Origin of the sequence: Amycolatopsis sp. NPDC005961 (genome assembly GCF_040629235.1) — a bacterium.
GTDB classification, from domain to species: Bacteria; Actinomycetota; Actinomycetes; order Mycobacteriales; family Pseudonocardiaceae; genus Amycolatopsis; species Amycolatopsis camponoti.
Genome location: NZ_JBEXVF010000028.1, coordinates 1 through 22,483, shown reverse-complemented (window position 1 = coordinate 22,483; position 22,483 = coordinate 1). Strand labels below are relative to the sequence as shown.

At 70.1% G+C, this 22,483-nt stretch carries 20 protein-coding genes and 1 tRNA gene; 16 read left to right on the top strand and 5 right to left on the bottom strand.

The window, feature by feature from the left end; translation table 11 throughout:
• Positions 1–36 precede the first annotated feature (36 nt).
• Positions 37–1,197, bottom strand: coding sequence for a macrolide family glycosyltransferase (locus tag ABZ342_RS24575; protein WP_360477140.1), 1,161 nt, complete (start codon positions 1,195–1,197; stop codon positions 37–39).
• Positions 1,198–1,283: 86 nt separating this feature from the next.
• On the opposite strand from ABZ342_RS24575, the gene ABZ342_RS24570 reads away from it, so the two are divergent.
• Together ABZ342_RS24570 and ABZ342_RS24565 are read left to right on the top strand one after the other, a co-directional pair.
• Complete coding sequence (locus ABZ342_RS24570; RefSeq protein WP_360477137.1) at positions 1,284–2,414, top strand: acyl-CoA dehydrogenase family protein; 1,131 nt, start codon at positions 1,284–1,286, stop codon at positions 2,412–2,414.
• Positions 2,411–3,841, top strand: a complete 1,431-nt coding sequence (locus ABZ342_RS24565) for an AMP-binding protein (RefSeq protein WP_360477134.1) — start codon at positions 2,411–2,413, stop codon at positions 3,839–3,841. The genes ABZ342_RS24570 and ABZ342_RS24565 overlap by 4 nt, the downstream gene beginning before the upstream one ends.
• 69 nt (positions 3,842–3,910) lie before the next feature.
• Here ABZ342_RS24565 and ABZ342_RS24560 read toward each other — a convergent pair whose 3' ends face one another.
• Positions 3,911–4,666 (bottom strand): class I SAM-dependent methyltransferase, encoded by a 756-nt coding sequence (locus ABZ342_RS24560; RefSeq protein ID WP_360477131.1) that lies wholly within the window; start codon positions 4,664–4,666, stop codon positions 3,911–3,913.
• Positions 4,651–6,249, bottom strand: a complete 1,599-nt coding sequence (locus ABZ342_RS24555; RefSeq protein ID WP_360477128.1) for a beta-N-acetylhexosaminidase — start codon at positions 6,247–6,249, stop codon at positions 4,651–4,653. The genes ABZ342_RS24560 and ABZ342_RS24555 overlap by 16 nt, the downstream gene beginning before the upstream one ends.
• Before the next feature lie 310 nt (positions 6,250–6,559).
• Here ABZ342_RS24555 and ABZ342_RS24550 point away from each other — a divergent pair, with 310 nt between their 5' ends.
• The gene (locus tag ABZ342_RS24550; RefSeq protein ID WP_155545862.1) at positions 6,560–7,222 is read left to right on the top strand and encodes a GPP34 family phosphoprotein; all 663 of its coding nucleotides are present in this window, start codon (positions 6,560–6,562) and stop codon (positions 7,220–7,222) included.
• A 234-nt stretch (positions 7,223–7,456) separates the two neighbouring features.
• Here ABZ342_RS24550 and ABZ342_RS24545 read toward each other — a convergent pair whose 3' ends face one another.
• A complete protein-coding gene (locus tag ABZ342_RS24545) occupies positions 7,457–8,518 on the bottom strand; it encodes an LLM class flavin-dependent oxidoreductase (RefSeq protein WP_360477124.1) in 1,062 nt (353 codons plus the stop codon).
• A 230-nt stretch (positions 8,519–8,748) separates the two neighbouring features.
• Here ABZ342_RS24545 and ABZ342_RS24540 point away from each other — a divergent pair, with 230 nt between their 5' ends.
• The 9 genes from ABZ342_RS24540 (at position 8,749) to ABZ342_RS24500 (ending at position 16,924) form a co-directional block, all read left to right on the top strand.
• Positions 8,749–9,714 carry a hypothetical protein gene (locus ABZ342_RS24540; RefSeq protein WP_360477121.1) on the top strand — a complete coding sequence of 322 codons (966 nt, stop codon included), beginning with the start codon at positions 8,749–8,751 and terminating at the stop codon, positions 9,712–9,714.
• Between the two features lie 14 nt (positions 9,715–9,728).
• Positions 9,729–10,808: a hypothetical protein gene (locus tag ABZ342_RS24535; RefSeq protein WP_360477118.1), complete on the top strand. Its 1,080-nt coding sequence runs from the start codon at positions 9,729–9,731 to the stop codon at positions 10,806–10,808.
• The gene (locus ABZ342_RS24530; protein WP_360477115.1) at positions 10,808–11,884 is read left to right on the top strand and encodes an FAD-dependent oxidoreductase; all 1,077 of its coding nucleotides are present in this window, start codon (positions 10,808–10,810) and stop codon (positions 11,882–11,884) included. Before ABZ342_RS24535 ends, ABZ342_RS24530 begins: the two co-directional genes overlap by 1 nt.
• Before the next feature lie 55 nt (positions 11,885–11,939).
• Positions 11,940–12,018: transfer RNA gene (locus tag ABZ342_RS24525), tRNA-Trp, on the top strand.
• Positions 12,019–12,075: 57 nt separating this feature from the next.
• A complete protein-coding gene (locus ABZ342_RS24520) occupies positions 12,076–12,945 on the top strand; it encodes an alpha/beta hydrolase (RefSeq protein ID WP_360477112.1) in 870 nt (289 codons plus the stop codon).
• Between the two features lie 20 nt (positions 12,946–12,965).
• The gene (locus ABZ342_RS24515) at positions 12,966–13,832 is read left to right on the top strand and encodes a VOC family protein (RefSeq protein WP_360477109.1); all 867 of its coding nucleotides are present in this window, start codon (positions 12,966–12,968) and stop codon (positions 13,830–13,832) included.
• Positions 13,829–15,190 carry a peptidase dimerization domain-containing protein gene (locus ABZ342_RS24510; RefSeq protein ID WP_360477106.1) on the top strand — a complete coding sequence of 454 codons (1,362 nt, stop codon included), beginning with the start codon at positions 13,829–13,831 and terminating at the stop codon, positions 15,188–15,190. The genes ABZ342_RS24515 and ABZ342_RS24510 overlap by 4 nt, the downstream gene beginning before the upstream one ends.
• On the top strand, positions 15,190–16,344 hold the full coding sequence (locus ABZ342_RS24505) for a Rieske 2Fe-2S domain-containing protein (protein ID WP_360477103.1): 1,155 nt from the start codon (positions 15,190–15,192) through the stop codon (positions 16,342–16,344). Before ABZ342_RS24510 ends, ABZ342_RS24505 begins: the two co-directional genes overlap by 1 nt.
• The gene (locus ABZ342_RS24500; RefSeq protein ID WP_155545870.1) at positions 16,337–16,924 is read left to right on the top strand and encodes a UbiX family flavin prenyltransferase; all 588 of its coding nucleotides are present in this window, start codon (positions 16,337–16,339) and stop codon (positions 16,922–16,924) included. The genes ABZ342_RS24505 and ABZ342_RS24500 overlap by 8 nt, the downstream gene beginning before the upstream one ends.
• A 91-nt stretch (positions 16,925–17,015) precedes the next feature.
• Here ABZ342_RS24500 and ABZ342_RS24495 read toward each other — a convergent pair whose 3' ends face one another.
• A complete protein-coding gene (locus ABZ342_RS24495) occupies positions 17,016–18,434 on the bottom strand; it encodes a UbiD family decarboxylase (RefSeq protein ID WP_360477100.1) in 1,419 nt (472 codons plus the stop codon).
• Between the two features lie 190 nt (positions 18,435–18,624).
• Between ABZ342_RS24495 and aceA the strand changes: the two genes are divergently transcribed.
• The 4 genes from aceA (at position 18,625) to ABZ342_RS24475 (ending at position 22,382) form a co-directional block, all read left to right on the top strand.
• Positions 18,625–19,920 (top strand): isocitrate lyase, encoded by a 1,296-nt coding sequence (aceA, locus tag ABZ342_RS24490; protein WP_360477097.1) that lies wholly within the window; start codon positions 18,625–18,627, stop codon positions 19,918–19,920.
• A gap of 130 nt (positions 19,921–20,050) precedes the next feature.
• Positions 20,051–20,671 (top strand): hypothetical protein, encoded by a 621-nt coding sequence (locus ABZ342_RS24485; protein ID WP_155545873.1) that lies wholly within the window; start codon positions 20,051–20,053, stop codon positions 20,669–20,671.
• 58 nt (positions 20,672–20,729) lie between these two features.
• Complete coding sequence (locus ABZ342_RS24480) at positions 20,730–21,002, top strand: acyl carrier protein (protein WP_155545874.1); 273 nt, start codon at positions 20,730–20,732, stop codon at positions 21,000–21,002.
• A 30-nt stretch (positions 21,003–21,032) separates the two neighbouring features.
• Positions 21,033–22,382 carry an NAD(P)/FAD-dependent oxidoreductase gene (locus tag ABZ342_RS24475; RefSeq protein ID WP_360477093.1) on the top strand — a complete coding sequence of 450 codons (1,350 nt, stop codon included), beginning with the start codon at positions 21,033–21,035 and terminating at the stop codon, positions 22,380–22,382.
• Positions 22,383–22,483: the final 101 nt, after the last annotated feature.

Below are 22,483 nucleotides of genomic sequence, written 5' to 3'. Positions count from 1 at the left end.
TCCCGCGCTGGGAGGTCCCCTTCGGTGTTTCCGGGATCAGAGAGCGAGGATGCGGTCGGCCGCCGCCACCGCGCCGCCGCCTTCGTGGGTGTGGTCCCGCATGGCGCGCATGCGCGCGCCGATGCCTTCGTCCGCTGCCACCGCGAGGACCGCGTCGCGGATCGATTCCGGCGTCAGGTCCTCCCGGGGCAGGCGCACGCCGAGGCCCAGCTCCACCACACGTTCGGTGTTGACCTCCTGCTCGCCGTGCATCGGCACCAGGACGAGCGGCGTCCCGCAGTAGAACGCCTCCATCACGCTGCCCATGCCCGCCGACGTCACGAACGCCGACGCGTGCCGCAGCACCGCCGGGTGCGGAACCCATGGGCGTGCCTCGACATTCGGCGGCAGCTCGCCCAGCGAAGCCGGGTCCACGCCGCCGCCCAGGGTCATCACCAGGTTCCACGGCAGGTCCGCGAAAGCGCTTGCGCACTGGCGGAAGAAGCCCGGCTGGTCGTTGAACGCCGACGTCCCCAAGGACACCAGCAGGACCGGGTTCCCGTTCGACGGCGGCTCCCAGCCCGTCAGCGGCCGCTGCGGGCCGAAGCACGGGCCGGTGAACGTGTGCCGGTCGTCGAACGTCCCGCCCGCGTACTGGAAGTCGCGGGGGATCAGGACCAGCTTGTGGTCGCGGCCGTCGTCGAGGAACTGCTCCGCCGTCTGTCCCGGTGCCTCGGCCGCCAGCAGGGCGTTCAGATCGGCCAGGAAGTCGTAAGAGTCCTCTGTGGACTCCGGAGCCGGGTAGCGCGCCACGTGCGCGGGCAGCGAGTAGTGCTCGTTGGAGGCGAAACACGCCGAGAGCTGGACCGTCGGACACGCGACGTCGTGGGCGAGCACGCGGCCCGCGATCCACATGGTCGAGTCGAAGGCGAGCACGTCGGGCGGGTCGTCCGCCAGCAGCTTCCGCACGGGCTCCAGCGGCGCGAGACAGCTGGACGCGCCGGTCAGCGCGGCCGCGAGGCGGTGGGAACCCGGGTCGTCACCCGGCTCCCGGTAGCCGAGCGGACGAGCGCCGGTCGCGGCGATCCGGTCGGCGAAGGCGCTGCCGGTCGCGACCGTGACCCGGTGGCCGCGCCGGACCAGCTCGCCGAGCACGTCCAGGACGGGGGTCACGTGCCCGTAGCCGGGCAGGGTGCAGAGCACGACGTGTCGGGTCACCTGGCCATGCTCGCACCGCGCATTCTGGGATTTCGCCAGACGTCCCGCCGCTAGCCTCGGGCGCGAACCCTGGTGGAGGTGGGCGGATGGAGTTCGGCTGGACCGCGGACCAGCGGCAGCGCTACGACCGGACGGTGGCCGACACACGGGCGGCCTTCCCGGCCGCACCCGAGTACGTGTTCAGCCGCGAGAAGTGGGCCCTGCTGGGCAAGTTCGGCGTCCTCGGCGCCAGCGTGCCCGCGACGCACGGCGGTGGCGGCCTCACCGCGCTCGACACCGCGCGGGTGTTCGAAGCAGCCGGGCGCGGCTGCCCGGACACCGGCCTCGTCTTCGGGGCCGCCGCGCACCTGTTCGCCTGCACGATGCCGATCGTCGACTTCGCCGGTGACGCGCTGCGCGACCGGCTCCTGCCCGGCCTCGCGGCCGGTGACCTGATCGCGGGCAACGCGATGACCGAGCCCGAAGCGGGTTCCGACGTCGGCGCGCTGCGGACCACGGCCACCCCGGTCGACGGCGGGTTCGTGCTCGACGGCGTCAAGAGCTTCGTCAGCAACGGTCCCGTCGCCGACGTCCTGGTCACCTACGCGGTCACCGACCCGGCGGCCGGCCACTGGGGCATCACGGCTTTCGCGCTCGACGCCCACTCGCCGGGGATCACCTTCGGGGAGCCGTTCGCCAAGCTCGGCATGGAAGGCTGCGTGGCCGCCGAGGTCACCTTCACCGGCTGTTTCGTGCCCGCGGACGCCGTGCTCGGCGAACCGGGCCAGGGCTCGGCGATCTTCCAGCATTCGATGGGCTGGGAGCGGGCCTGCCTGTTCGCGCTGTACCTGGGCGTGCAGGACCGGCTGATCGAACGCTGCCTGGAGCACGTGCGCGGCCGCCGTCAGTTCGGCAAGCGGCTCGCCGAGTTCCAGTCGGTGTCCAACCGGATCGTCGAGATGAAGCTGCGGGCCGAAAGCGCCCGCCTGCTGCTGTACCGGGCCTGCTGGGCGCTGGACGAGGGCGAAGACGCGACGCTGTTCGCGGCGCTGTCGAAGCTCGCGGTGTCCGAAGGGATGGTGGCGAGCGCGACCGACGCCATCCAGCTGTTCGGCAGCCGCGGTTACCTGCGCGAGCGGGGGATCGAAGCCGCGCTGCGGGACGCGATCGGCGGCACGATCTTCTCCGGCGCCTCCGACGTGCAACGGCAGCTGGTCGCGATGGAACTGGGGATGTGAGCACGGTGGAACTGCTGCACCAGCTGGTCCTCGCCGCCCGCGAGCGCACTCCGGACGCGCCCGCGGTGCACGACGGCGAGACGACCCTGACCTACCGCGAACTCGACGAGCTGGCCGGCCGGCAGGCCGCCGGGCTGCACGCGGCCGGCGTCCGCCGCGGCGACCGGGTGCTGATCTGGGCGGAGAAGAGCGTCGAGGTGGTGGCGCTCATGCAGGCGTCGCTGCGGCTGGGCGCGGTGTACGTGCCGGTCGCGCCGTCGAATCCCGTTTCGCGGGTGCGGCTCATCGCCGAGAGCTGCACGCCCGCGCTGGTCGTCACCGACACGGTGGCCGACTGGGGCGCGCACCCGCCGCCGCTCAGCTCGTTCGCCGCACTGTCCGATGTGGATGGACGGGTGCCGCTCGAGCACGTCGGGCCGGACGAGCCCGCCTACATCCTGTACACGTCCGGCTCGACGGGCGCGCCGAAGGGCGTCCTGATCAGCCACCGCAACGCGCTCGCGTTCGTCGGGTGGGCCGCGGCGGAGACCGGGCTGCGCGCGGACGACCGGCTGGCCAACCACGCGCCGTTCAACTTCGACCTGTCGGTGTTCGACCTGTACGGCGCGTTCTTCGCGGGGGCGTCGGTGGACCTGGCCGGCGCGGACCTGGCGTATTCGCCCGCCGAGCTGACGGACTTCCTGCACGGCCGCGGGATCACGGTCTGGTACTCGGTGCCGTCGGCGCTGCTGCTGATGATGCGCCACGGCGGCCTGCTCGACCGGCCGGCGCCGTCGTCGTTGCGGGTGTGCGTGTTCGCCGGGGAGCCGTTCCCGATCGCGGGGGTGCAGACGCTGCGCCGCGCGTGGCCGGGCGTCCGGCTGTTCAACTGGTACGGGCCGACCGAGACGAACGTCGTGACCAGCTACGAGGTGACGGCCGCGGATCTCTCGCGAACCGGTGCGCTGCCGATCGGGCGGGCGTGTTCGGGTGCGATGCTGACGCTGTCCCCCGACGGCGAGATCGTCGTCGACGGCCCGACGGTGATGCTGGGGTACTGGGGAGCACCACCGCAGCTGGGCGGCTACCACACGGGCGACGTCGGCCGCTACGACGCGGCGGGCGAGCTGGAGTACGCCGGCCGCCGCGACGCGATGGTGAAGCTCCGGGGCCACCGCATCGAGCTGGGCGAGATCGAGACGGCACTGGCCCGCCACCCGGCGGTCGCGGAGGTGGCGGTGGTGGTGGCGGGAGCGGGCATCGACGCCCGCCTGCGCGCGGCGATCGTCGCACGCCCGGGCGAGCGCGTGACGCTGCTGGGGATGAAGGCCCACTGCGCGGCGCACCTGCCGAAGTACATGATCGTGGACGAGGTGAGCCTGGTGGCGGAGCTGCCCCGCACGGCGAACGGCAAGACGGACCGGGCCAAGCTCGCCGCCGCGCACTGACTTTCCCGCCCCGACCGGGAAACGGACGAGGGGCGGTCCCGCACTCGGGACCGCCCCTTATCCGTGCCCTCAGGAGTTGCGGGCGATGACGTAGTGGGTCGGCAGGTTCAGCCCCGAGCCGTCGGCCAGCGTCTCCGTCGTGCGCAGCAGCAGTTCGCCGCCGTCCACGACGGTGAAGCCCGCTACCTCGTACACCGTCTCCAGCTCGGCCTCGCCCGCCGCCGGCTGCAAGCCGATGCCGAAGTAGATCGACACCCTCTCCAGCTTCGGCAGGTCGTTGGCGGGGTCCGCGATCAGCTGCTGCATGTACGTGTAGCTCGCCGGCGTCAGCTCCTGGTTGAACACGCACCCGCGCGCCCCGGCCAGCGCCGCCAGGTTGCGCGCGCACGCCACCCGGCGGTCGACCGGCAGCTGGTGGATCACGCCCGACAGGTAGATGTTCACGTCGCCGTACCGCGAACGGAACGCCGCCACCGCCGCGTCGTCGAGCACGTCCAGCAGCTCGAACGCGACGTTGTCGCCGCCGTTCTCGACCCGCGCCCGGTTCAGCGCCGCCTCGGCGATGTCGACGCCGACGACCCGGTCGTACAGCCCGGCCAGGTACTTCGTCTGGGTGCCGTTGCCGCAGCCGAGGTCGACCAGCGGGAGCGCCGGGTCGAAGTGGGCCTTGAACAGCTCGGCGTGCGCCGCCGCGCCGTCGGCGGGCTCGCAGTCCCAGAAGGCCGCGCCCGCGCGGTCCGGGAGGTCCTTCCAGTAGGCCTCCCAGAGCCGCCCGTCCTTGTTCGCCATCGTCGGCTTCTCCCGCCGGATCAGTTCTTCGGCCACGGGATTTCCGGGGCCGCGTAGTACTTCACGCCGAGCGCCTTCCAGCGCGGTCCCTGCGCCGCCAGCCGGGACGAGAACGACGTCCAGTCCTTGCTCGCCTGCGGCGACCAGCCGATCTCGGCGATCGCGGGCAGCCGGGGGAAGGCCAGGTAGCGCACGTCGTCGAAGCTGCGCACGGTGTCCGTCCACAAAGGAGCCTCGACGCCGTCGATGTTCGAGTTCAACGCTCCGGGCACCACCGCGGTCGGGTCCCAGCCGTACGCGGCCTGGACGCTGATGTCGCCCGCCCACTCCAGGCCGATGTCGGCCGGGACGCCGGGGGCGTACTTCATGTCGAGGTAGGTGTAGACGCACGGCGCCATGATCAGCTTCGCGCCCTTCTGGCTCGCTTCGCCGACCTCGTTCTGGGTGCCGTCGTAGATCCAGAACTCGCCGGTCGCGCCCTTCGGTGGGGTCGCGGTGAGCATCTCCGCCCAGCCCAGCAGCTTCTTGCCGTGCTTGGTCACCATCGGCGCGATCTTCGCCATGAACGCGGTGTACTGCGCGTCGTCGAGGTCCTGGATCTCGTCGCCGCCGACGTCGAGGTAGCTGCCCGGGGTGAGCGCCGCGAGCTGGCCGAGCACGTCGCCGATGAACTTGTACGTGATCGGCTTGTCGACGCACAGATCCGACCGCGGCGCCGGCGTGAGCCCGGTGTAGACCGGCCCGGCGACGCCGTCGCAGTTGAGCTCGGCGTACGACGACAGCGCCGCGCCGAAGTGCGACGGCATGTCGATCTCCGGCACGACCGTGATGTGGCGGCTCTGCGCGTAGGCGACGATGTCGCGGTACTGGTCCTGCGTGTAGAACCCGCCGGCCCCGCCGCCGGAGCCGGTGCTCGCGCCCTTGGCGGTCAGGTTGGGCCAGCCGGTGATCTGCAGCCGCCAGCCCTGGTCGTCGGTGAGGTGCAGGTGCAGGTTGTTGACCTTGTACAGCGCGATGTCGTCGAGGTACTTCTTCACGTCGGCGACCGGCAGGAAGTGCCGCGCCACGTCGAGCATCGCGCCGCGGTACGGGTAGCGCGGGTAGTCGAGGATGTGGCCGCCGGGGACCGTGAGCGTCCCGCTGAGCGAGGCGGGCAGGAGCTGACGCAGCGTCTGCACGCCGTTGAACAGGCCGGCGGGCTTCGCGGCCCGGATGGTCACCCCGGACGCGGTGCTGTCGAGCTGGTAGCCCTCGGCCCCGACGCGCGGGTCGGCGCCGCCGAGCAGCAGCGAGATCCCGGGCAGCGCCTGGGCGCGGCCGGGGAAGGCGGGGGCGGTGACCACCGGGACCGCGAACCGGGTCGCGGGGCGGAGCAGCCCGGCGAGGTAGTCGCCGACCTGGCGGGCGTCGGTGCCGCCGGAGGTGAACACCACCGTCGCGGGCCCGAGCCGGTAGCGGACGGCCGGGTCCGGCGTCACCGACACCGGGGCGGGCACGATCTGCTGGAGAGTGGACGCGGCCGTAACCGGCTGCGGTGCGGCGCCGGCGGGCACCCCGGGGGCGAGCAGGCCGAGGAGGGAGAGGAACAGCACCCCACGCCTGACACTTCGAGCGGTCATGAGCCGTCCATTGCGGATAGTGGAAGAAAGTGGCCTCTTTCTCTTAACGGCCTGGTGGGGCGCCGGTCCACCCGTTCGGCCGACGTCTGGGGAGACTGCTAAGCCCGGTTGCTCCGCATGCCGGAACAACTAAGGTTGTGGGCCGACAACCTTCCGTCACCGACTGTCAACCTTTGGCCGTTTTTCGCGCGTGTCCGATCCGCCAAGATCGGGTAGTACGCAATGCCAGGCGCGTCCGCCAGGGGGAAATCCGGCCGGACGTGGTGATCCCGGCCCGTACCGACGACCGACACAGAAACGGGTGACCGACATGACCGAGACGCCGACCGCCGTCCACTACCGCGCGTACCTGCTCGCTTACGACCTGGAGAAGGAAGACCTCTACGACCGCACCCGCACGGCGTTCCTGACCCGCGCCGGGGTGCTCACGGAGCTGGCGTTGCGCGGCAACATCGCCGACGACGACGGCGACGCCGTGCTGGTCAAGTCCGACCCGACGGGCGACCCGGTGCTCGACCGGGTGCTGGCGCAGATCGGCAACGAGAAGCGCAGCTGGAAGTCGTGGCTGCGGCACGACTACAAGGAGACCCTCGACGCGATCGAGGAGCAGCTCGTGGAGCAGAAGCTGCTGACGGTCGAGGAGAAGAAGGTCCTGGGCCTGGTCCCGAAGACCCATGTGACGGTGACCGACCCGGCGCTGGCCAAGGCTCTGCAGGAGCACGCGGTCGAGGTGCTGCACGGGTCCACCCCGGCTTCGCAGGTCGGTGCGGATGATGCCGCGCTCGTCGCGCTGGCGGCCGCTGGGACTGTGCCGAGTGTGGTGACGCGCAAGGAGAGCAAGGGTGAGTACAAGGAGCGGATCGAGGAGCTGACCGACCGGGTTGGTGAGGTTGCTCCTGGGTTGGAGAAGGCGCTGCGTGGTATTCGGTTGACGATGATCGCTGCTCAGGGTGGGTTGGGGTTCAGCGGCTGACATACTTTTTCGCACGGAGGGGTGGTTCTCGGGCACCCCGAAGCCCCATTGTGACTACGGCCGGCGGTACCGCGTCAAGGCGGGAAAGATGCCTTGACCCGGTGCCGCCGGCCGTGTTTTGGCTTCGGATCGGGGTGCAGGGGGAGTCTGGGTTCACGCTCGTCCGGGTTGCTTGACGGAAGGGCCGGGGCCTCGCGGCCACCGGCCCTTCCGCTTCTTCACCCCTGGGAGGGGTCAACCTAGGGCGGGCATGACCTTGTCCGCGAACAGGTTCAGCGTGCGGGACATCGTCTCGTACGACTGGCCGCCGAAGTCGAGGTTCCACAGGATCACGTCCGGGCCCAGTACGTCGCGGACCTCTTCGATGCGGCCCAGCACCGTGTCCGGTGAGCCCACTACGGCCTTGGCCTCCAGTCCGTCGGTCTCCAGGTCGAAGCTCGCCATCTGGCGGGCCATCGCCGTGTAGCCCTCGTACGCCGGCGACTCCACGTTGTGCCAGGACAGGATCGCCTCCTTGAACGCGTTGAACGACTTCACCATGAACGGCACCGCCAGGTCGCGTGCCTCTTCGTCGGTGTCGGCGATCAGCAGGGGGATGCTCACCGCGAACTTCGGCTTGCGGCCGGAATCTGCGTGGTTCTCGAGGAACGCGCTGCGGTACAGCTCCACGTACTCGCGCTTGCGGGCCATCTCGTTGAGCTGGGTCGAGCTGATCAGCAGGTTGAAGCCCTTGCGGCCGGTCCAGTCGAAGCTGGCCGGGGTCGCCAGCGCGGCCACCCACACCGGCGGGCCGTCCTCCTGCACCGGTGCCGGCAGCGAATTCGCGTTTTCGTATTCGAAGAACGGCGTTTTCTCCGTGACGTCCTTTTCGTTCCACAGCCGCACGACCGCTTCGATCGTGGCGAGGAACCGCTCGCGGCTGGTGTCCATGTCGACACCGAACGCCTCGAACTCGTACGGCAGGAACGCCCGCGCGAACCCGACGTCCAGGCGGCCGCCGCTCATCACGTCGACCTGGGCCGCGTGCGCGGCTATCTGGATGGGGTGGTGGAACGAGGCCTGGATGCCGCCGGTCATCAGGCGGATGGACTCGGTGCGCGCGGCCACGGCCGACAGGAACGCCAGCGGGCTGGGGGAATATCCGCCGTAGGAGCGCAGGTAGTGCTCGGTCATCTTGACGTAGTTCAGGCCGAGCTGATCGGCGAGCACACTGACCCGCAGCACATCCTGGAAGTACTGCGAGGCGGTCGTGGTCTCCGGGTCGCAGTCCGGCAACAGCGAGACGCCATACTCCACGTTCTGATACCTCCGGCGAATAGGGTGACGAGCCTGGATGGGCCGGCTGCCACCTTTTTCCCCTCGCCGGACCCGCGATAGTGGCCCTAGCAAGCCAACCCTGGGGGAACTCTTAAAGAGTCCCGCGCCCGGAGCTGAGGATTTGCCTAGAGACCCCATGCTAGCCCGGCTTCGCCCCGGAGCGCGTGCGTAGCGTCGCGGCAGCCGCGTCGACACGTCAGGAGAATTCGGTGACTCTGGGATATCTGTTCGGTGCGAACATCTCCGATCCCGACCCGGAGCACGGCGCGAACCTCTACGAGGCGTACCCGGCCATGCGCCGCTCCTACGAGCAGGTACGCGACTGGACCGGCATCGAACCGCGCGCCCTGCTGCGCGGCGAGCTCGAGTCCCGCAACGACCACGACCGCTTCAGCCTCGCCGGCATCCGGCTGGCCGCGCTGGCGTTCGGAATCCACGACGTGCTCGCCGAGTCCGACATCCACCCGGCCGTCGCCGGCGGCATCAGCCTCGGCGGCCTCATCGCGAGCTCCGTCGCCGGTGCCGTGGACCGCCGCACCCTGTTCGACCTGCTCGTGCGCGAGGCCAAGACGCCGGTGCCCGACCCCGCCCCGCCCGCGCAGGGTGCGGCCATCGCCTTCCTCCCGGTCACCGAGGACCCCACGTTCTACTACGGCGAACGGCGCCCCGGCGTGTACCTCGGCGGCGACTTCGGCGTCCTCTCGAACGGCACCGCCCGGCTGCTCATGCTCAGCGGCACCGCCGAAGCCCTGGACAAGCTGGTCGCGCAGAGCCCGCCCGGCATGATCAGCGTCATCGACGGCCAGCCGTTCGCCGTGCACTCCCCGCTGCGCCAGTACGCGACCGACTTCATGGCGCCGACCGTGGACGCGATGGCCGTGGCCGACCCGCGGATCCCGGTGTGCTCGTTCCTCGAAGAACGCGCGCTGACGACGGCGGACGAGGTCCGCGATCTGTTCCGCCGCAACAAGACCACCACGATGAGCTTGCCGCACGTGTGCGCCGGCCTGAAGGCACAGGGCGTCCGGCTCGCCTTCGTCCTCGGCCCCACGCTGCCCGCCGGCGTCCTCGACTTCCCGTTCCCCGTCGTGCGGATCACCGAGCCGCACCACGTCACCGAAGCCATGACCGCGATCTACGACTACGCGGTCGACCTCGTCGCCCCCGGCGTCTGAACCAAGGAGAGTCCGTGAGCACCCGCACGCACGAACGTGCCAGCCTGACCGACCACTGGTTGTCCCTCGACCTCGACGCGTGGACGCGGCACGTGGTGCGGCGGCACTTCAACCCCGAGCTCGGCAGCCCGTACTGGCTGAAGCGGGCGACCGAGCTGTCGTTCGACCCGATGGACATCACGCGGTACGACCAGCTCGCCGAATTCGGCCCGTTCCCGCCCGGCGACCTGCGCGGCCTGGACCCCGGCGACCTCGTGCCGCGCACCGTGCCGCGGCCGCTGATCGGGCGCGTCTGGGAGTCCGGCGGCACCACCGGCGACCCCGTGCGCGTGTTCTACACCGAAGACATGATGACCCACCGCGTCGAATGGCGGCGCTGGTCGTACCTCTTCGACGGGTACCAGGCGGGCCGGACCTGGCTGCAGGCGACGCCGAGCGGGCCGCACCAGATCGGCAACGGCGCGATCGAGCTGTCCGAGCAGCTGGCCGGGCTCGTGTACGGCATCGACATGGACCCGCGCTGGATCAAGCAGCTCATCCGCGCCGGCAAGATGAAGGAGCTGGGGGAGTACACCGAGCACGTCCTCGGCCAGATCGTCGACTGCCTGCGCTCCCAGCACGTCCACTACCTCAACACCACGCCCGCCCTGCTGCAGAAGCTGATCGCGCGCCACCCGGATCTGGTCGCCGCGCTCGACGGCGTGCGCCTGGGCGGCACGCACATGAGCCCGCAGATGTACCAGGACTTCGTCAAGGCCCTCGACGGCGGGCTCGTGCGGTCGGGCTACGGCAACACCTTCGGCAACGCGGTGAGCCTGCACCCCGAGGACGGCGGCGCGATCCTTCCCTACGCGCCGACGTACCCGCAGGTGACGATGTCCGTGGTGGAACCGGAAGACTTCAAGAAGACCGTCGACAAGGGACAGTCGGGCCAGCTGAAGCTGACCGTGCTGCACGAGGACCTGTTCCTGCCCAACCTGATGGAGCGCGACGAAGCCACCCGCTACGACACCAAGGGCGAATGGCCCGTCGACGGCGTGTACAACGTGCGCCCGCTGCAGGTGAGCCAGGCCGCGCCGGAAGGGCTCTACTGATGGCGCCGCCGAAGGTGGTCGTGATCGGCGCTGGCGTCATCGGAGCTTCGGTGGCCTACCACCTCGCCCGGCGCGGCGCGCGCGTGCACTGCGTCGACCGCGCGGACCGGCCCGCCTCGGGCACCACGGAGGTCGGGTTCGCCACCGCGACGGCGTACCGGCGCTTCCCGAAGTCCTACTTCGAGCTGAACCAGGCGGGCATCGCCGAGCACGCGGCGCTCGCCGGCGAGTTCGCGCCCGCGCCCTGGTGGCACCGCACCGGCACGGTGGCCTGGACCGACGACGAGTCGTTCACCGGCTACCTCGCCCAGCTCGAAGAGTGGGGCTGCCCGGTCGACCGGCACGCCCCGGAGGCCCCTTCGGTCGTCTTTCCCGCGTCGGGACCGGTCGCCTTCCTGCCCGCCGAGGGCTGGATCGACGCGGTCGCCTTCACCCGCCACCTCCTCGACCAGGCGATCTCCTACGGCGCAACGCTGGAGCTGAACGCCGAGGTCACGTCGGTGTCGGGCGGCGTCGGCCTCGCGGACGGCCGCCGGATCGAAGCCGACGCCGTGGTCAACGCCACCGGCTCGGCCGCCGACGAGATCGGCGCACTGGCCGGCGCGCGCCCGTTCCTCGGCGAGCCCCGGCGCAGCCTGATCGCCCACCTGCTGGTCGACGGCGACCCGCTGCCCTGCATCCTGCGCGCGCCCGAGGTCAGCATCCGGCCGGACGGCCCCGGCCGCGTGGTCCTGCGCTCGGACCGCGTCGACCGCGGCCTGCCCGCGCGCTCGGGTGAGCCCGACCCCGAGTTCGTGAAGGACCTCCTGGACCGGGCGGCGAAGGTCGTCCCGCTGCTCGGCACGGCCACCGTGCGCACGGCGAGCGTCGTGGACGCGCGCTGTGCGCGTGACGAACTGCCGAGCGTCGGGCCGTTGTCGGCGGTGCCGGGGTACTACGAGGCCGTCGCCAGCGCCGGGGTCACGCTCGGACCGCTGTTCGGGCGCGCGCTGGCCGGCCGCATCGTCGACGGCGTGGGCGACGAGCTGGTCGACGTCTTCACCCCGGACCGTTTCGGTGGTGCGGCGACAAGCTAGGTGGTTCCCCAAAAAAACCGCCGCATAATGATCTCGCACCGGGAAACCGGGGCGAAGGGGTGTAGCTCTCAATTGGCCAGAGCAGCGGTTTCCAACACCGACGGTTGCAGGTTCGAGTCCTGCCGCCCCTGCCACGAACACCAGTACCACCGGTCCCGGTCGGGCCCGCCGAACCGTTGGGAGTGCCCGAGGTGACCATCTGGACCGAGCTGCTCGGCAGCCGGACGCACGTCCTCGGCGAGAAGTACCGGACCCGCGTCATCGAGGCCGGCGACGGCGAGCCGCTGGTGCTGCTGCACGGCGTCGGCGGGCACGCCGAGGCCTACGCGCGCAACGTGACCCGGCTCGGCCGGCGCCACCGCGCGATGGCGATGGACCTGCTGTGGCACGGCTTCTCCGCCAAGCCGGAGTTCACGCACGACGCCGTCGGCACGTACGTCGCACAGGTGCTCGACCTGCTGGACTCCCAGGGCATCGAGCGCGCGCACCTCGAAGGCGAGTCGCTCGGGGGCTGGGTCGCGCTGACCCTCGCGCTGGAGCACCCCGAGCGCGTCGGCAAGCTGGTGCTCAACACCACCGCCGGCATCAAGTGGGCGCCGGGTTCGGTCAACGAACGCCCCGCCGAAGGGCGTGAGGCCCTGCGCACCCGCTCGCTGGCCGCGATCGAGAACCCGACGCCGGAGACCATCCGCACCCGGCTGGAGTGGCTGATGGCCACCCCCGACCGCGTCACCGACGAGCTGGTCGAGGTCCGCCGCCGGATCTACGCCGAACCGGCGACCAACGCCGCGCTGCGCACGGTGTTCGAGAACTCCTTCGGGTTCGGCTCCGGACCGAACCGGAAGATCTCCGAGGACCGGCTGGCGACGGTGAGCGTGCCGACGCTGGTGCTGTGGTCGGACCACAACCCCGGCAGCGGGCCCGACGTGGGCCGCCGGATCGCGAAACTCATCCCGGGCGCGGCCTTCCACAGCGTCGCCGACGCCGCGCACTGGCCCCAGTGGGAGCAGCCCGAGGAACACGACCGCGTGGTCCTCGACTTCCTGGGCCGTGCGGAGTGACCAGCAGGAGGACGAACCCCATGCGCATCCGCAGTCTCGCCTACGTCGGACTGTCCACAAGGGAGGTCGCGGCCTGGGAGACCTTCGCCGCGGACGTCCTGGGCCTGCCCGGCCAGTGGATCGACGACGGGCGCCTGCTGCTGCGCATGGACGAGCGGGCCTACCGCTTCGACGTGCGCCACGGCGAGAGCGAAGCGCTGTCCTGGCTGGGCTGGGAGGTGGCGAGCGCCGCCGACCTGACCGCGCTCGAACACGAGCTGACCGCGGCCGGCGTCGCGATCACCCGGGCGACCGCCGCCGAGTGCGCCGACCGTCGCGTCGCGGGCATGGTCTGGCTCGAAGACCCGTCCGGGCTGCGCCACGAGCTGTTCTACGGGCAGGAGGCCGACTTCCGGCCGCTGCGCCTGACCCGCGCGCTGACCGGCTACCGGACCGGCGAGCACGGGATGGGCCACGCCGTCGTCGGCGTCACGAACTACGCCGAAACGCTGGCATTCCTGGTGGACACGCTCGGCTTCGGCGTCAGCGACACGTTCAAGGGCTTCATCGCGTTCCTGCACTGCAACCCGCGCCACCACTCAATCGCGCTGGTGGAGACCGACGAGCCCGGCCTGCGGCACATCATGCTGGAGACGACGACGCTCGACGACGTCGGCGCGACCATCGACGTCGCCTACGACCGCCGCATCGTCACGCGCACGCTGGGCAGGCACACCAACGACCGGGCCGTGTCGTTCTACCTCGAGACGCCGTCCGGCTGGGAGATCGAGTACGGCTGGGACGGCCTGGACGTGGACACCGCCGACTGGTCGACGCGGCAGCTGGCCGGGCCGACCAGCCTGTGGGGGCACCACCACGTGTCCGGCACCGAGATCAAGACCTCATGACCCCGGACCCGATCGACCCGGACATCACGCAGCTGTCCGGCTGGCAGCGGGAATGGGTCAAGGCCGCCCGCGCCTCGGTCGACGAGGAGGAGCTGGCGCTGCTGTGCCAGGCGGCCACCGACATCCCCAGCCCGACCGGCTGCGAGCGGGAGCTGGCCGAGTACTTCCGCGACGTGATGACCTCGTCCGGGATCGACAGCCGCGTGCAGGCGATCGACGAACGCCAGGCCAACCTCGTCACCCGCGTCGGCACCGGCCGCACCGGCGCGCAGCTGCTCCTGCTCGCCCCGCTCGACACGGCGTTCGCGCCGGGCCGCGAGGACGCGCCGTGGCTCGGGGAACGGCCTCGCGACGACTTCACGCTGCCCGCGCAGCGCTACGGCGACAAGGTCGTCGGGCTCGGCGCGGAGAACCCCAAGGCGTTCGCCAGCTGCGCGCTGGCCGCCGCGCTCGCCGTGCACCGCTCCGGCGTGCCGCTTGACGGGCAGCTGGTGGTCGCGCTCGTCGGCGGCAGCATGCCGGTGCTGGCCGGGGAGCAGTCCTCGCGGCGCAACTCGGGCATGGGTGTCGGCACCCAGTTCCTGATGGACCACGGCCAGTGCTCCTCCGATCTCGCGATCGTGCTCAAGCCGGGCTACTCGGTGGTGCACGAAGAGGTCGGGTTCGCGATCTTCCGCGTCGTCGTGCGGGGTTCGGTGGGCTACACCGGCAGCCGGCACAAGGGCAGCTACAACAACGCGATCGTCGCGGCCGCCCGGATGGTCGGGCGGCTGGAGGGCTGGTTCGCCGAGTACACCGCGCGCAACTCGTCGGGCCAGGTGGCGCCGCAGGGCGCGGTCACCGCGATCCGGGCCGGCGACGGAACCAAGCCGGCGTTCAACCCGGCGACCTGCGAGTTCTGGGTCGACCTGCGGGTCAACCCGCGCACCACGGTCAACGCCGTCGCCGGCCAGTTCGAGGCGATCGTCGCCGAGCTGCGGGCGTCGGAGCCCGCCGTCGGGATCGAGGTCGAGCTGGTGGCCGGCCAGGCGGGGTCGGCGACGCCCGCCGACAGCCCGGTCGTCACCCGGCTGGTGCGGGCCTGGGAAGAGGTCGAGGGCCGCCCGCACGTGCCGGGCAAGCCGGGCAGCGGGCTGTCCGACGGCGGCGTGCTGCGCCGCCACGGCATCCCGACCGCGCGGATCGGCCTACCGATGGCGGCAGAGCCCGGGCCGTTCGAAGGGTTTTCCATGGGCGTCGCGGACCTGCCCGCCATGCGGCGGCTCGTCGACCTGCTGGTCGGCGTCGTGGTGGACGTGACCACCCGGCAACGCGCCGAACTGTGTGAGCCTCCCGCGAGCAGTCGAGGAGACAACTGATGACCGACACTGTTGACGACGAGGTCCGCCCGGCGCGGCGGCAGGCGACCGTCGGCGGCCCCGGCCGCCGGGACTGGTCGACCTGGCCGCGCTACGAGGCGGCGGCGCTCGGCTTCCGCGAGTACTGGTACCCGGTGGCGTGGTCGCGCAAGATCGGCAAGAAGCCGCACGCCGTCCAGGTGCTCGGCGAGAAGATCATGCTGATCCGCGACGGCGGCGAGGTCCGCGCGCTGCACGACCGGTGCCCGCACCGCGGGGTGCCGCTGAGCCACAAGATGTCGTCGCAGGAGTTCCCCGGCACGTGGAGCTGCTGTTACCACGGCTGGACGTTCGACCTGGAGACCGGCGTGCTGGTCGCCGCGATCACCGACGGCCCGGAGTCGCCGATCTGCGGCAAGGTCACCGTGCGCACCTACCCGGTCGAGGAGGCCCGCGGACTGGTCTGGGTCTGGCTGGGCGACGGCCCGGCCCGCCCGTTCGCCGACGACGTCCCGGAGGAGCTGCTCGATCCGGACGCCGTCGTCGTCGGCCGGATCACCGTGCGGGACGGCAACTGGCGCTTCGGCGCGGAGAACGGCTTCGACGACGGCCACGCGAAATGGCTGCACCGCAACGCCTTGTGGACCAAGCGCGTCAAGATGCCGGTGTGGAGCGAGATGAAGGTGATCCGCGACGGGCCGTGGATCACCCGCCGCAAGGACAAGATGCACTACAGCGCCTCGTTCCCCGGCCTCGGCGACTTCCCGAAGAAGAAGTGGTACCGGCGGCGCGAGGGCAACAAGACCAAGGTGTCGCTGCGGCTGCCGGGCACGCTGCGGGTGAAGTACGCGGAGTGGTCGCACTTCGAGTGGTGGGTCGCGGCGTCCGCGGAGAACCACACGTACGTCCAGCTCGCGGTGATGAACCAGGGCAAGTGGCGTAACCGCAAGTTCTGGCTCTACTACTGGACGTGGGCCCGCTGGGTGTTCCACGGCATGTTCAACGACGAGGACCGGCTGATGGTGGAGGTCACCGACGCCCCGCCGGAGCGGCTGTACCGCCCCGACGTCTCGCTGACCGAGTGGCGGCGGATGGTCGAGGAGGAGGCCCGGCGCAGCCCGGTCGAGGAAGTCAAGGAACGTCAGGCCGAGAAGAGGCGGGCGAAGCATGACTGAGCCTTTCCGTTTGGTGATCGGGATGTCCGGCTCCAGCGGGGCGATCTACGGGATCCGCCTGCTGGAGATCCTGAAGGGCATGCCGGAGGTCGAGACGCACCTGGTGGTGACGCCGGCGGCGCGGCAGACGATCGCGTTCGAGACGGACTGGACACCGGATTCCGTCGCGTCGTTGGCGGACGTCACGTACCGGCCGGGCGACATCGCGGCGTCGATCTCGAGCGGGTCGTTCCCGATCGACGCGATGATCGTGCTGCCGTGCTCGGTGCGTTCGCTCGGGGCCATCGCCTGGTCCCAGAACGACAGCCTGCTGGTGCGGGCGGCCGACGTGACGCTGAAGGAGCGGCGGAAGCTCGTGGTGGCGTTGCGCGAGACGCCGTTGCACCTCGGACACCTGCGCGCGATGACCCAGGTGACGGAGATGGGCGGGATCATCGCGCCGCTCATGCCCGCGTTCTACGGGCGCCCGGCGACGCTGGGTGACCTGGTGGATCACCAGGTCGGGCGGCTGTGCGACCTGCTGGGGATCAAGCCGCCGGACGAGCTGGTCGAGCGCTGGCACGGCCCGTCGACCCACTGACCTACTGAGAAGGCCCCCTCCGCCGGAGGGGGCCTTCTTCATGGGTGGTGGAAGATCGCCCCCACCGGCGGTGGACCGGTGAAGGCGACCTTCAGTCCAAGTAGGACGCCAGCGCGTCCCCGTCTTCCAGCAGAGCGCGGTGGTCCACTCGCGCGATGACCTCAGGCGGTACCCGGCACGAAGGCGGGAACACCGCCGGTGGCACGGGCTTCGTGCAGTCGAAGATCAGCTTGGTCTCCATCGGGCCCTTCTCCTCCCGGTTGTGCCCGTAGGTCACCGGGTTGAGCTGGCCGCCGAGGAAGCCGGGCATGATCGTCAGGTCGCGGTCGGCCTGGAAGCGCGTCGCCAGGCACCACAGCGTCTCGACCTCGTTGAAGACGTCGACGTCGTCGTCGACCACGAACACGTGCTTCAGCAACGGGTCCACCGCCAGCGCCGCGCACGCCGCGAGCTTCGGCTCGCCTTCCACGCGCTTGCTCATCGACAGGTACAGGTGCGACCGCGCCATGCCCGACAGCGGCAGGTGCACGCCGGTCACCGTCGGGACGGCTTCCTTGACCCGGCGGTAGATGCTGCCCATCCGGGGGAGCCCGCCGAGCATGCTGTGCTCGGTGTGGGCGTTGAACACGTCGACGAAGATGGGCTTGCGGCGCATGGTGATCGCGGTGATCTTCACGTACGGCTGCGGGCCGGTGCGGGTGTAGAACCGCGGGTACTCGCCGAACGGGCCTTCGACGGCCGTCGCGTCCGGGTCGGTGTCGATCACGCCCTCGATGACGATCTCCGCGCGGGCCGGCACCTCGAGGTCGACCGTCTTGCAGGGCACCATTTCGAGGGGCTCGCCGAGCAGGCCGCCGACGACGTCGAGCTCGCCGCCGATGCCCTCCAGCTTGGACACCGCACCCATCAGCAGGGCCGGGTGGTGGCCGATGACGAGCGCCACCTCCATCGGCTTCTTCTGCTCACGCAGCTTTCGCAGCACGTACGCGGTGTGGTGGGCCGGGTTCACCTGGATGCCGACCCGGGCGCGGCCCTGCTGCTGGTGGCGGAAGATGCCCGCGTTGATCTTGCCGCTGTCCGGGTCGCGGCAGATGGTCACGGCCGAGGTGATGTACTTGCCCGCGTCCAGCTCCTGGTGCTTGAGCAGTGGCAGCAGGCCGACGTCGATGTCGTCGCCGGTGAGCACGACTTCCTGCACCGGCGCGGTGTCCACAGTGACCGGCTTGATCCCGGACCCCTCGCGCAGCGCGTATTCGGGAACCATCGAGTGCACGTCCGAGCCGATGCTGCGGGCGAGCCGCTCGTAGGTGCCGTGCAGGTTGATGAGCAACGGGATCTCGGAACCGCCGACGTTTTCGCACAGCACCGCCGGGAAGCCGGGGTAGGCGGGGTCGTCCTCCATGCGGTCGACGAGCGCGGTGACCTCGAACTCGGGGTCGACCGGCTTGCGCACGACCTTGATCTGGTCCGGGTCCAGCTCGGCCAGGAATGTCCGCAGATCCTTCGCCATCAAACGCCTTCCGTTCGCACCGTGGCTCGCGAACCGAGTATCGGCCCCGGTCACGGACTCGGCGGGGCACGACCGGCAAGAACTAGGGAAATGCTCCGTCCTCGTCCCGCGGTGGCGCTCGGCAGGGGTTGCCGGGTGCTAAATGGTCTCGTCCACGAAGCCGCGCGTCGTCGTACGTCAGGAGAACGACATGACCGTCACCGCAGCGCCGCCCCGCGAAGCCGCGGCGGCCGAACTGGCCCGGTCCTGGGCCGAGGACCCCCGGTGGCGCGGAGTCCGCCGGGACTACTCCGCCGAGGACGTCCTGCGGCTGCGCGGCAGCGTGACCGAAGAGCACACGCTCGCCCGGCTGGGCGCGGAGCGGCTCTGGAGCCTCCTGCACACCGAGGACTACGTCCACTCGCTCGGCGCGCTGACCGGCAACCAGGCCGTGCAGCAGGTGCGGGCCGGCCTCAAGGCCATCTACCTCTCCGGCTGGCAGGTCGCCGCCGACGCGAACCTCTCCGGCCACACCTACCCGGACCAGAGCCTCTACCCGGCCAACTCCGTCCCGCAGGTGGTGCGCCGGATCAACAACGCGCTGCTGCGCGCCGACCAGATCAGCTGGGCCGAGGACGAAAAGGACGCCCCGCACTGGCTCGCGCCGATCGTCGCGGACGCCGAGGCCGGCTTCGGCGGCGTGCTCAACGCCTTCGAGCTGATGAAGGGCATGATCGCCGGCGGCGCCGCCGGCGTGCACTGGGAAGACCAGCTGGCCGCGGAGAAGAAGTGCGGCCACCTCGGTGGCAAGGTGCTCATCCCGACCTCCCAGCACGTCCGCACGCTGCAGGCCGCGCGCCTGGCCGCCGACGTCTGCGACGTCCCCAGCCTCGTCATCGCCCGCACCGACGCCCAGGCCGCGAACCTCATCACCAGCGACGTCGACGACCGGGACAAGCCGTTTCTGACCGGTGAGCGCACCCCCGAGGGCTACCACCGCGTGCGCGGCGGTATCGAGCCGTGCATCGCCCGCGGGCTGGCCTACGCGCCGTACGCCGACCTGCTGTGGATGGAGACGTCCAAGCCGGACCTCGAGGTCGCGCGCCGGTTCGCCGAGGCGATCAAGGCCGAGTACCCCGACCAGCTGCTGGCCTACAACTGCTCGCCGTCGTTCAACTGGAAGCAGCACCTCGACGACGCGACGATCGCGAAGTTCCAGCGCGAGCTGGGGCACATGGGCTACAAGTTCCAGTTCATCACCCTCGCCGGTTTCCACTCGCTGAACCATTCGATGTTCGCCCTCGCGCGCGGCTACGCCGACGAAGGCATGACGGCCTACGTCGAGCTGCAGGAGCGCGAGTTCGCCGCCGAGGCCGCCGGCTACACCGCGACCCGCCACCAGCGCGAGGTCGGCACCGGCTACTTCGACCTCGTCAGCACGGTCGTCAACCCGTCCAGCAACACCGTCGCGCTGATGGACTCCACCGAGAAGTCGCAATTCTACTGAGCAGGCGCCCGGTCATTCTGAGGTTTTCCCCAAACGGTTCCGTGCTAGAAACAAATTGACGACACATCAGCCACGCGAAAACTGGAATTCAGGACGGTTGCCCATGCGCATGCCCGAGAACCTCGAAGACATGGTTTACGGAGTCTATGGAACCACTGAAATCGCGGTGAAGCCATGCCCGTTCACGCAGGCCGAGATCGATGAGCTCGAGAGCACCAACGAAATGCTCATCTACGTGCCCCAGGAGATCTCCGAGGCGCAGATGATCGAGACCGGCAAGCTCAACACGAACTTCCGCTGGGAAGTCGAGCAGAACATGATCAAGAGCCCGATGACCGACGAGTCGCACTGGCTCATCTGCTCGGCCTCGCCGATCCCCGAGATGCTCGGCCAGAGCACGCAGGCCATCTCCCGCGTCTACGACGAAGAGGGCCTCGACGGCATGGACTTCCGCCGGTACCTGGCGTTCGTGCTGACCTACCGTCACCTGACCAACGAGTACCCGGACTTCCGCCAGTGGTGCCTGCTCGTCGGCGGCCACTACGACCGCAGCGGCATTTCGCTGGTCGGCTTCGACAAGCACGGCAACTTCGGGCACCACGGCTGGATGAAGAACTTCAAGGCCAAGATGTCCGGCGGCCGCTACGTCGCCTTCGCCCCGCGCAAGCACATCAACGCCGAGACCGAGCGGCTCGAACGTCCCCGCCGTGGCGCGCGCAACAAGGCCACGCACGACGCGGGCACCGACTGACCCATCCCGAATTCCAGCACATCCGTGCGTGGAGCTGTGCCGTCACTGGAGGAAGAACATGGCAGACGACGAGCGCGTGGACATCACGCGAAAGCTCGTTGAGTTCGTCGAGAAGCACCTGCTGGACGGCAAGGACGTGGGGGAACTGACCACGACCACGCCGTTGCTGGACTGGGGGCTGCTCAACTCGATCGAAACCACCCGGCTGGTCGCCTATCTCCGTGAGGAGTTCTCCGTGCGCGTCCCGCCCACGGAGATGGTGGCCCGCCACTTCAAGGACATCGAAAGCATCGCCGACCTGGTGACCTCGCTGCGTGCCCCGGTCGCCTGACCCCTGTCTCGGATCTTGAACGGAGAACCTGTGTCTTACGACTACGATGTCGGCATCATCGGCGGTGGCCCGGCCGGTTCCACGGCGGCGTCCTACCTGGCGAAGGCCGGCCTTTCGGTGGTGGTCTTCGAGGGCGAAACGTTCCCTCGCGAGCACGTCGGCGAGTCCCTCGTCCCCGCGGTCATCCCCGTGATGCACGACATCGGGGTCATCGGCAAGGTCGAGGCGGCCGGCTTCCCCCGCAAGTACGGCGCCGCGTGGACCTCGTCGGACACCCGCCCGACCAGCACGCTGGACTTCGACGCCGGTTCGCACGGCCTCGGCGTGGCGGAGATCGCTTACGAGGAGCGTGACCAGGACGGCGTCGACCGCGTCTACGCCTGGCACGTCGACCGCGGCCAGTTCGACTCGTTGCTGCTCAAGCACTCCGAGGAGCTCGGCGCCAAGGTCTACCAGGGCGTCCGCGTCAACCGCGTCGACTTCACCGACCGCGACCGGCCGGTGCTGCAGGCCAAGATCGGCGAGCAGCCGATCGAGGTCGCCGTCCGCGTCGTGCTCGACGCTTCCGGCCGCCAGACCCTGCTGGGCCAGCAGCTCAAGGTCAAGGTGCCGGACAAGGTCTTCAACCAGTACGCCGTGCACACGTGGTTCGAGGGCCTGGACCGCGCGTCGCTGGCGCGGCGTCCCGAGGACGCCGACTACATCCACGTGCACTTCCTGCCGCAGGAGAACACCTGGGTCTGGCAGATCCCGATCACCGAGACCATCACCTCGATCGGCGTCGTCACCCAGAAGGAGAAGTTCAAGGAGCACAAGGACGACCTCGAGGGCTTCTTCTGGAACTCCGTCGGCACCCGGCCGGAGATGCTGGACGCGCTGAAGAACGCCAAGCGCGTGCGGAAGTTCAAGACCGAGGGCGACTACAGCTACGGCATGAAGCAGATCGCCGGCGACGCGCTGGTGCTCATCGGCGACGCCGCCCGCTTCGTCGACCCGATCTTCTCCAGCGGGGTCAGTGTCGCGATGAACAGCGCGCGCCTGGCGGCCAAGGACGTCATCGCCGCGCACCAGGCCGGCGACTTCCGCCGGGAGCGGTTCGACAACTACGTCAACACCCTCCGCAAGGGTGTCAACATCTGGTACGACTTCATCTCGATGTACTACCGGCTGAACGTGCTGTTCACCGCGTTCATCGACGACGACCGGTACCGCAAGGACGTCATCCAGATGCTCCAGGGTGACGTCTACGACGCGGAAGAGCCGGCGGCCCTGACCGCGATGAAGGAGTACGTCGCCGCCGTCGAGGCCGACCCCACGCACCTGTGGCACGGGCACCTCGGCAGCCTCAAGGCCTCGTCTTCGGCGCTGGCCCTGTTCTAGCCCCACATGGCTACGACCAACGACATCGCTCAACTCGCCGCCGGCCTCGCCCAACTCGCCGAACGCCTCGCCACGGAGCACGCCGACAAGGCTCGACCGGC

Excerpts from the sequence above, each read along its gene's own strand:
- ABZ342_RS24570 (WP_360477137.1), top strand. The coding sequence starts at position 1,284 with ATGGAGTTCGGCTGGACCGCGGACCAGCGGCAGCGCTACGACCGGACG.
- ABZ342_RS24555 (WP_360477128.1), bottom strand. The coding sequence starts at position 6,249 with ATGACCGCTCGAAGTGTCAGGCGTGGGGTGCTGTTCCTCTCCCTCCTC.
- ABZ342_RS24550 (WP_155545862.1), top strand. The coding sequence starts at position 6,560 with ATGACCGAGACGCCGACCGCCGTCCACTACCGCGCGTACCTGCTCGCT.
- ABZ342_RS24530 (WP_360477115.1), top strand. The coding sequence starts at position 10,808 with ATGGCGCCGCCGAAGGTGGTCGTGATCGGCGCTGGCGTCATCGGAGCT.
- ABZ342_RS24515 (WP_360477109.1), top strand. The coding sequence starts at position 12,966 with ATGCGCATCCGCAGTCTCGCCTACGTCGGACTGTCCACAAGGGAGGTC.
- ABZ342_RS24510 (WP_360477106.1), top strand. The coding sequence starts at position 13,829 with ATGACCCCGGACCCGATCGACCCGGACATCACGCAGCTGTCCGGCTGG.
- ABZ342_RS24505 (WP_360477103.1), top strand. The coding sequence starts at position 15,190 with ATGACCGACACTGTTGACGACGAGGTCCGCCCGGCGCGGCGGCAGGCG.
- ABZ342_RS24500 (WP_155545870.1), top strand. The coding sequence starts at position 16,337 with ATGACTGAGCCTTTCCGTTTGGTGATCGGGATGTCCGGCTCCAGCGGG.
- ABZ342_RS24495 (WP_360477100.1), bottom strand. The coding sequence starts at position 18,434 with ATGGCGAAGGATCTGCGGACATTCCTGGCCGAGCTGGACCCGGACCAG.
- aceA (WP_360477097.1), top strand. The coding sequence starts at position 18,625 with ATGACCGTCACCGCAGCGCCGCCCCGCGAAGCCGCGGCGGCCGAACTG.
- ABZ342_RS24485 (WP_155545873.1), top strand. The coding sequence starts at position 20,051 with ATGGTTTACGGAGTCTATGGAACCACTGAAATCGCGGTGAAGCCATGC.
- ABZ342_RS24480 (WP_155545874.1), top strand. The coding sequence starts at position 20,730 with ATGGCAGACGACGAGCGCGTGGACATCACGCGAAAGCTCGTTGAGTTC.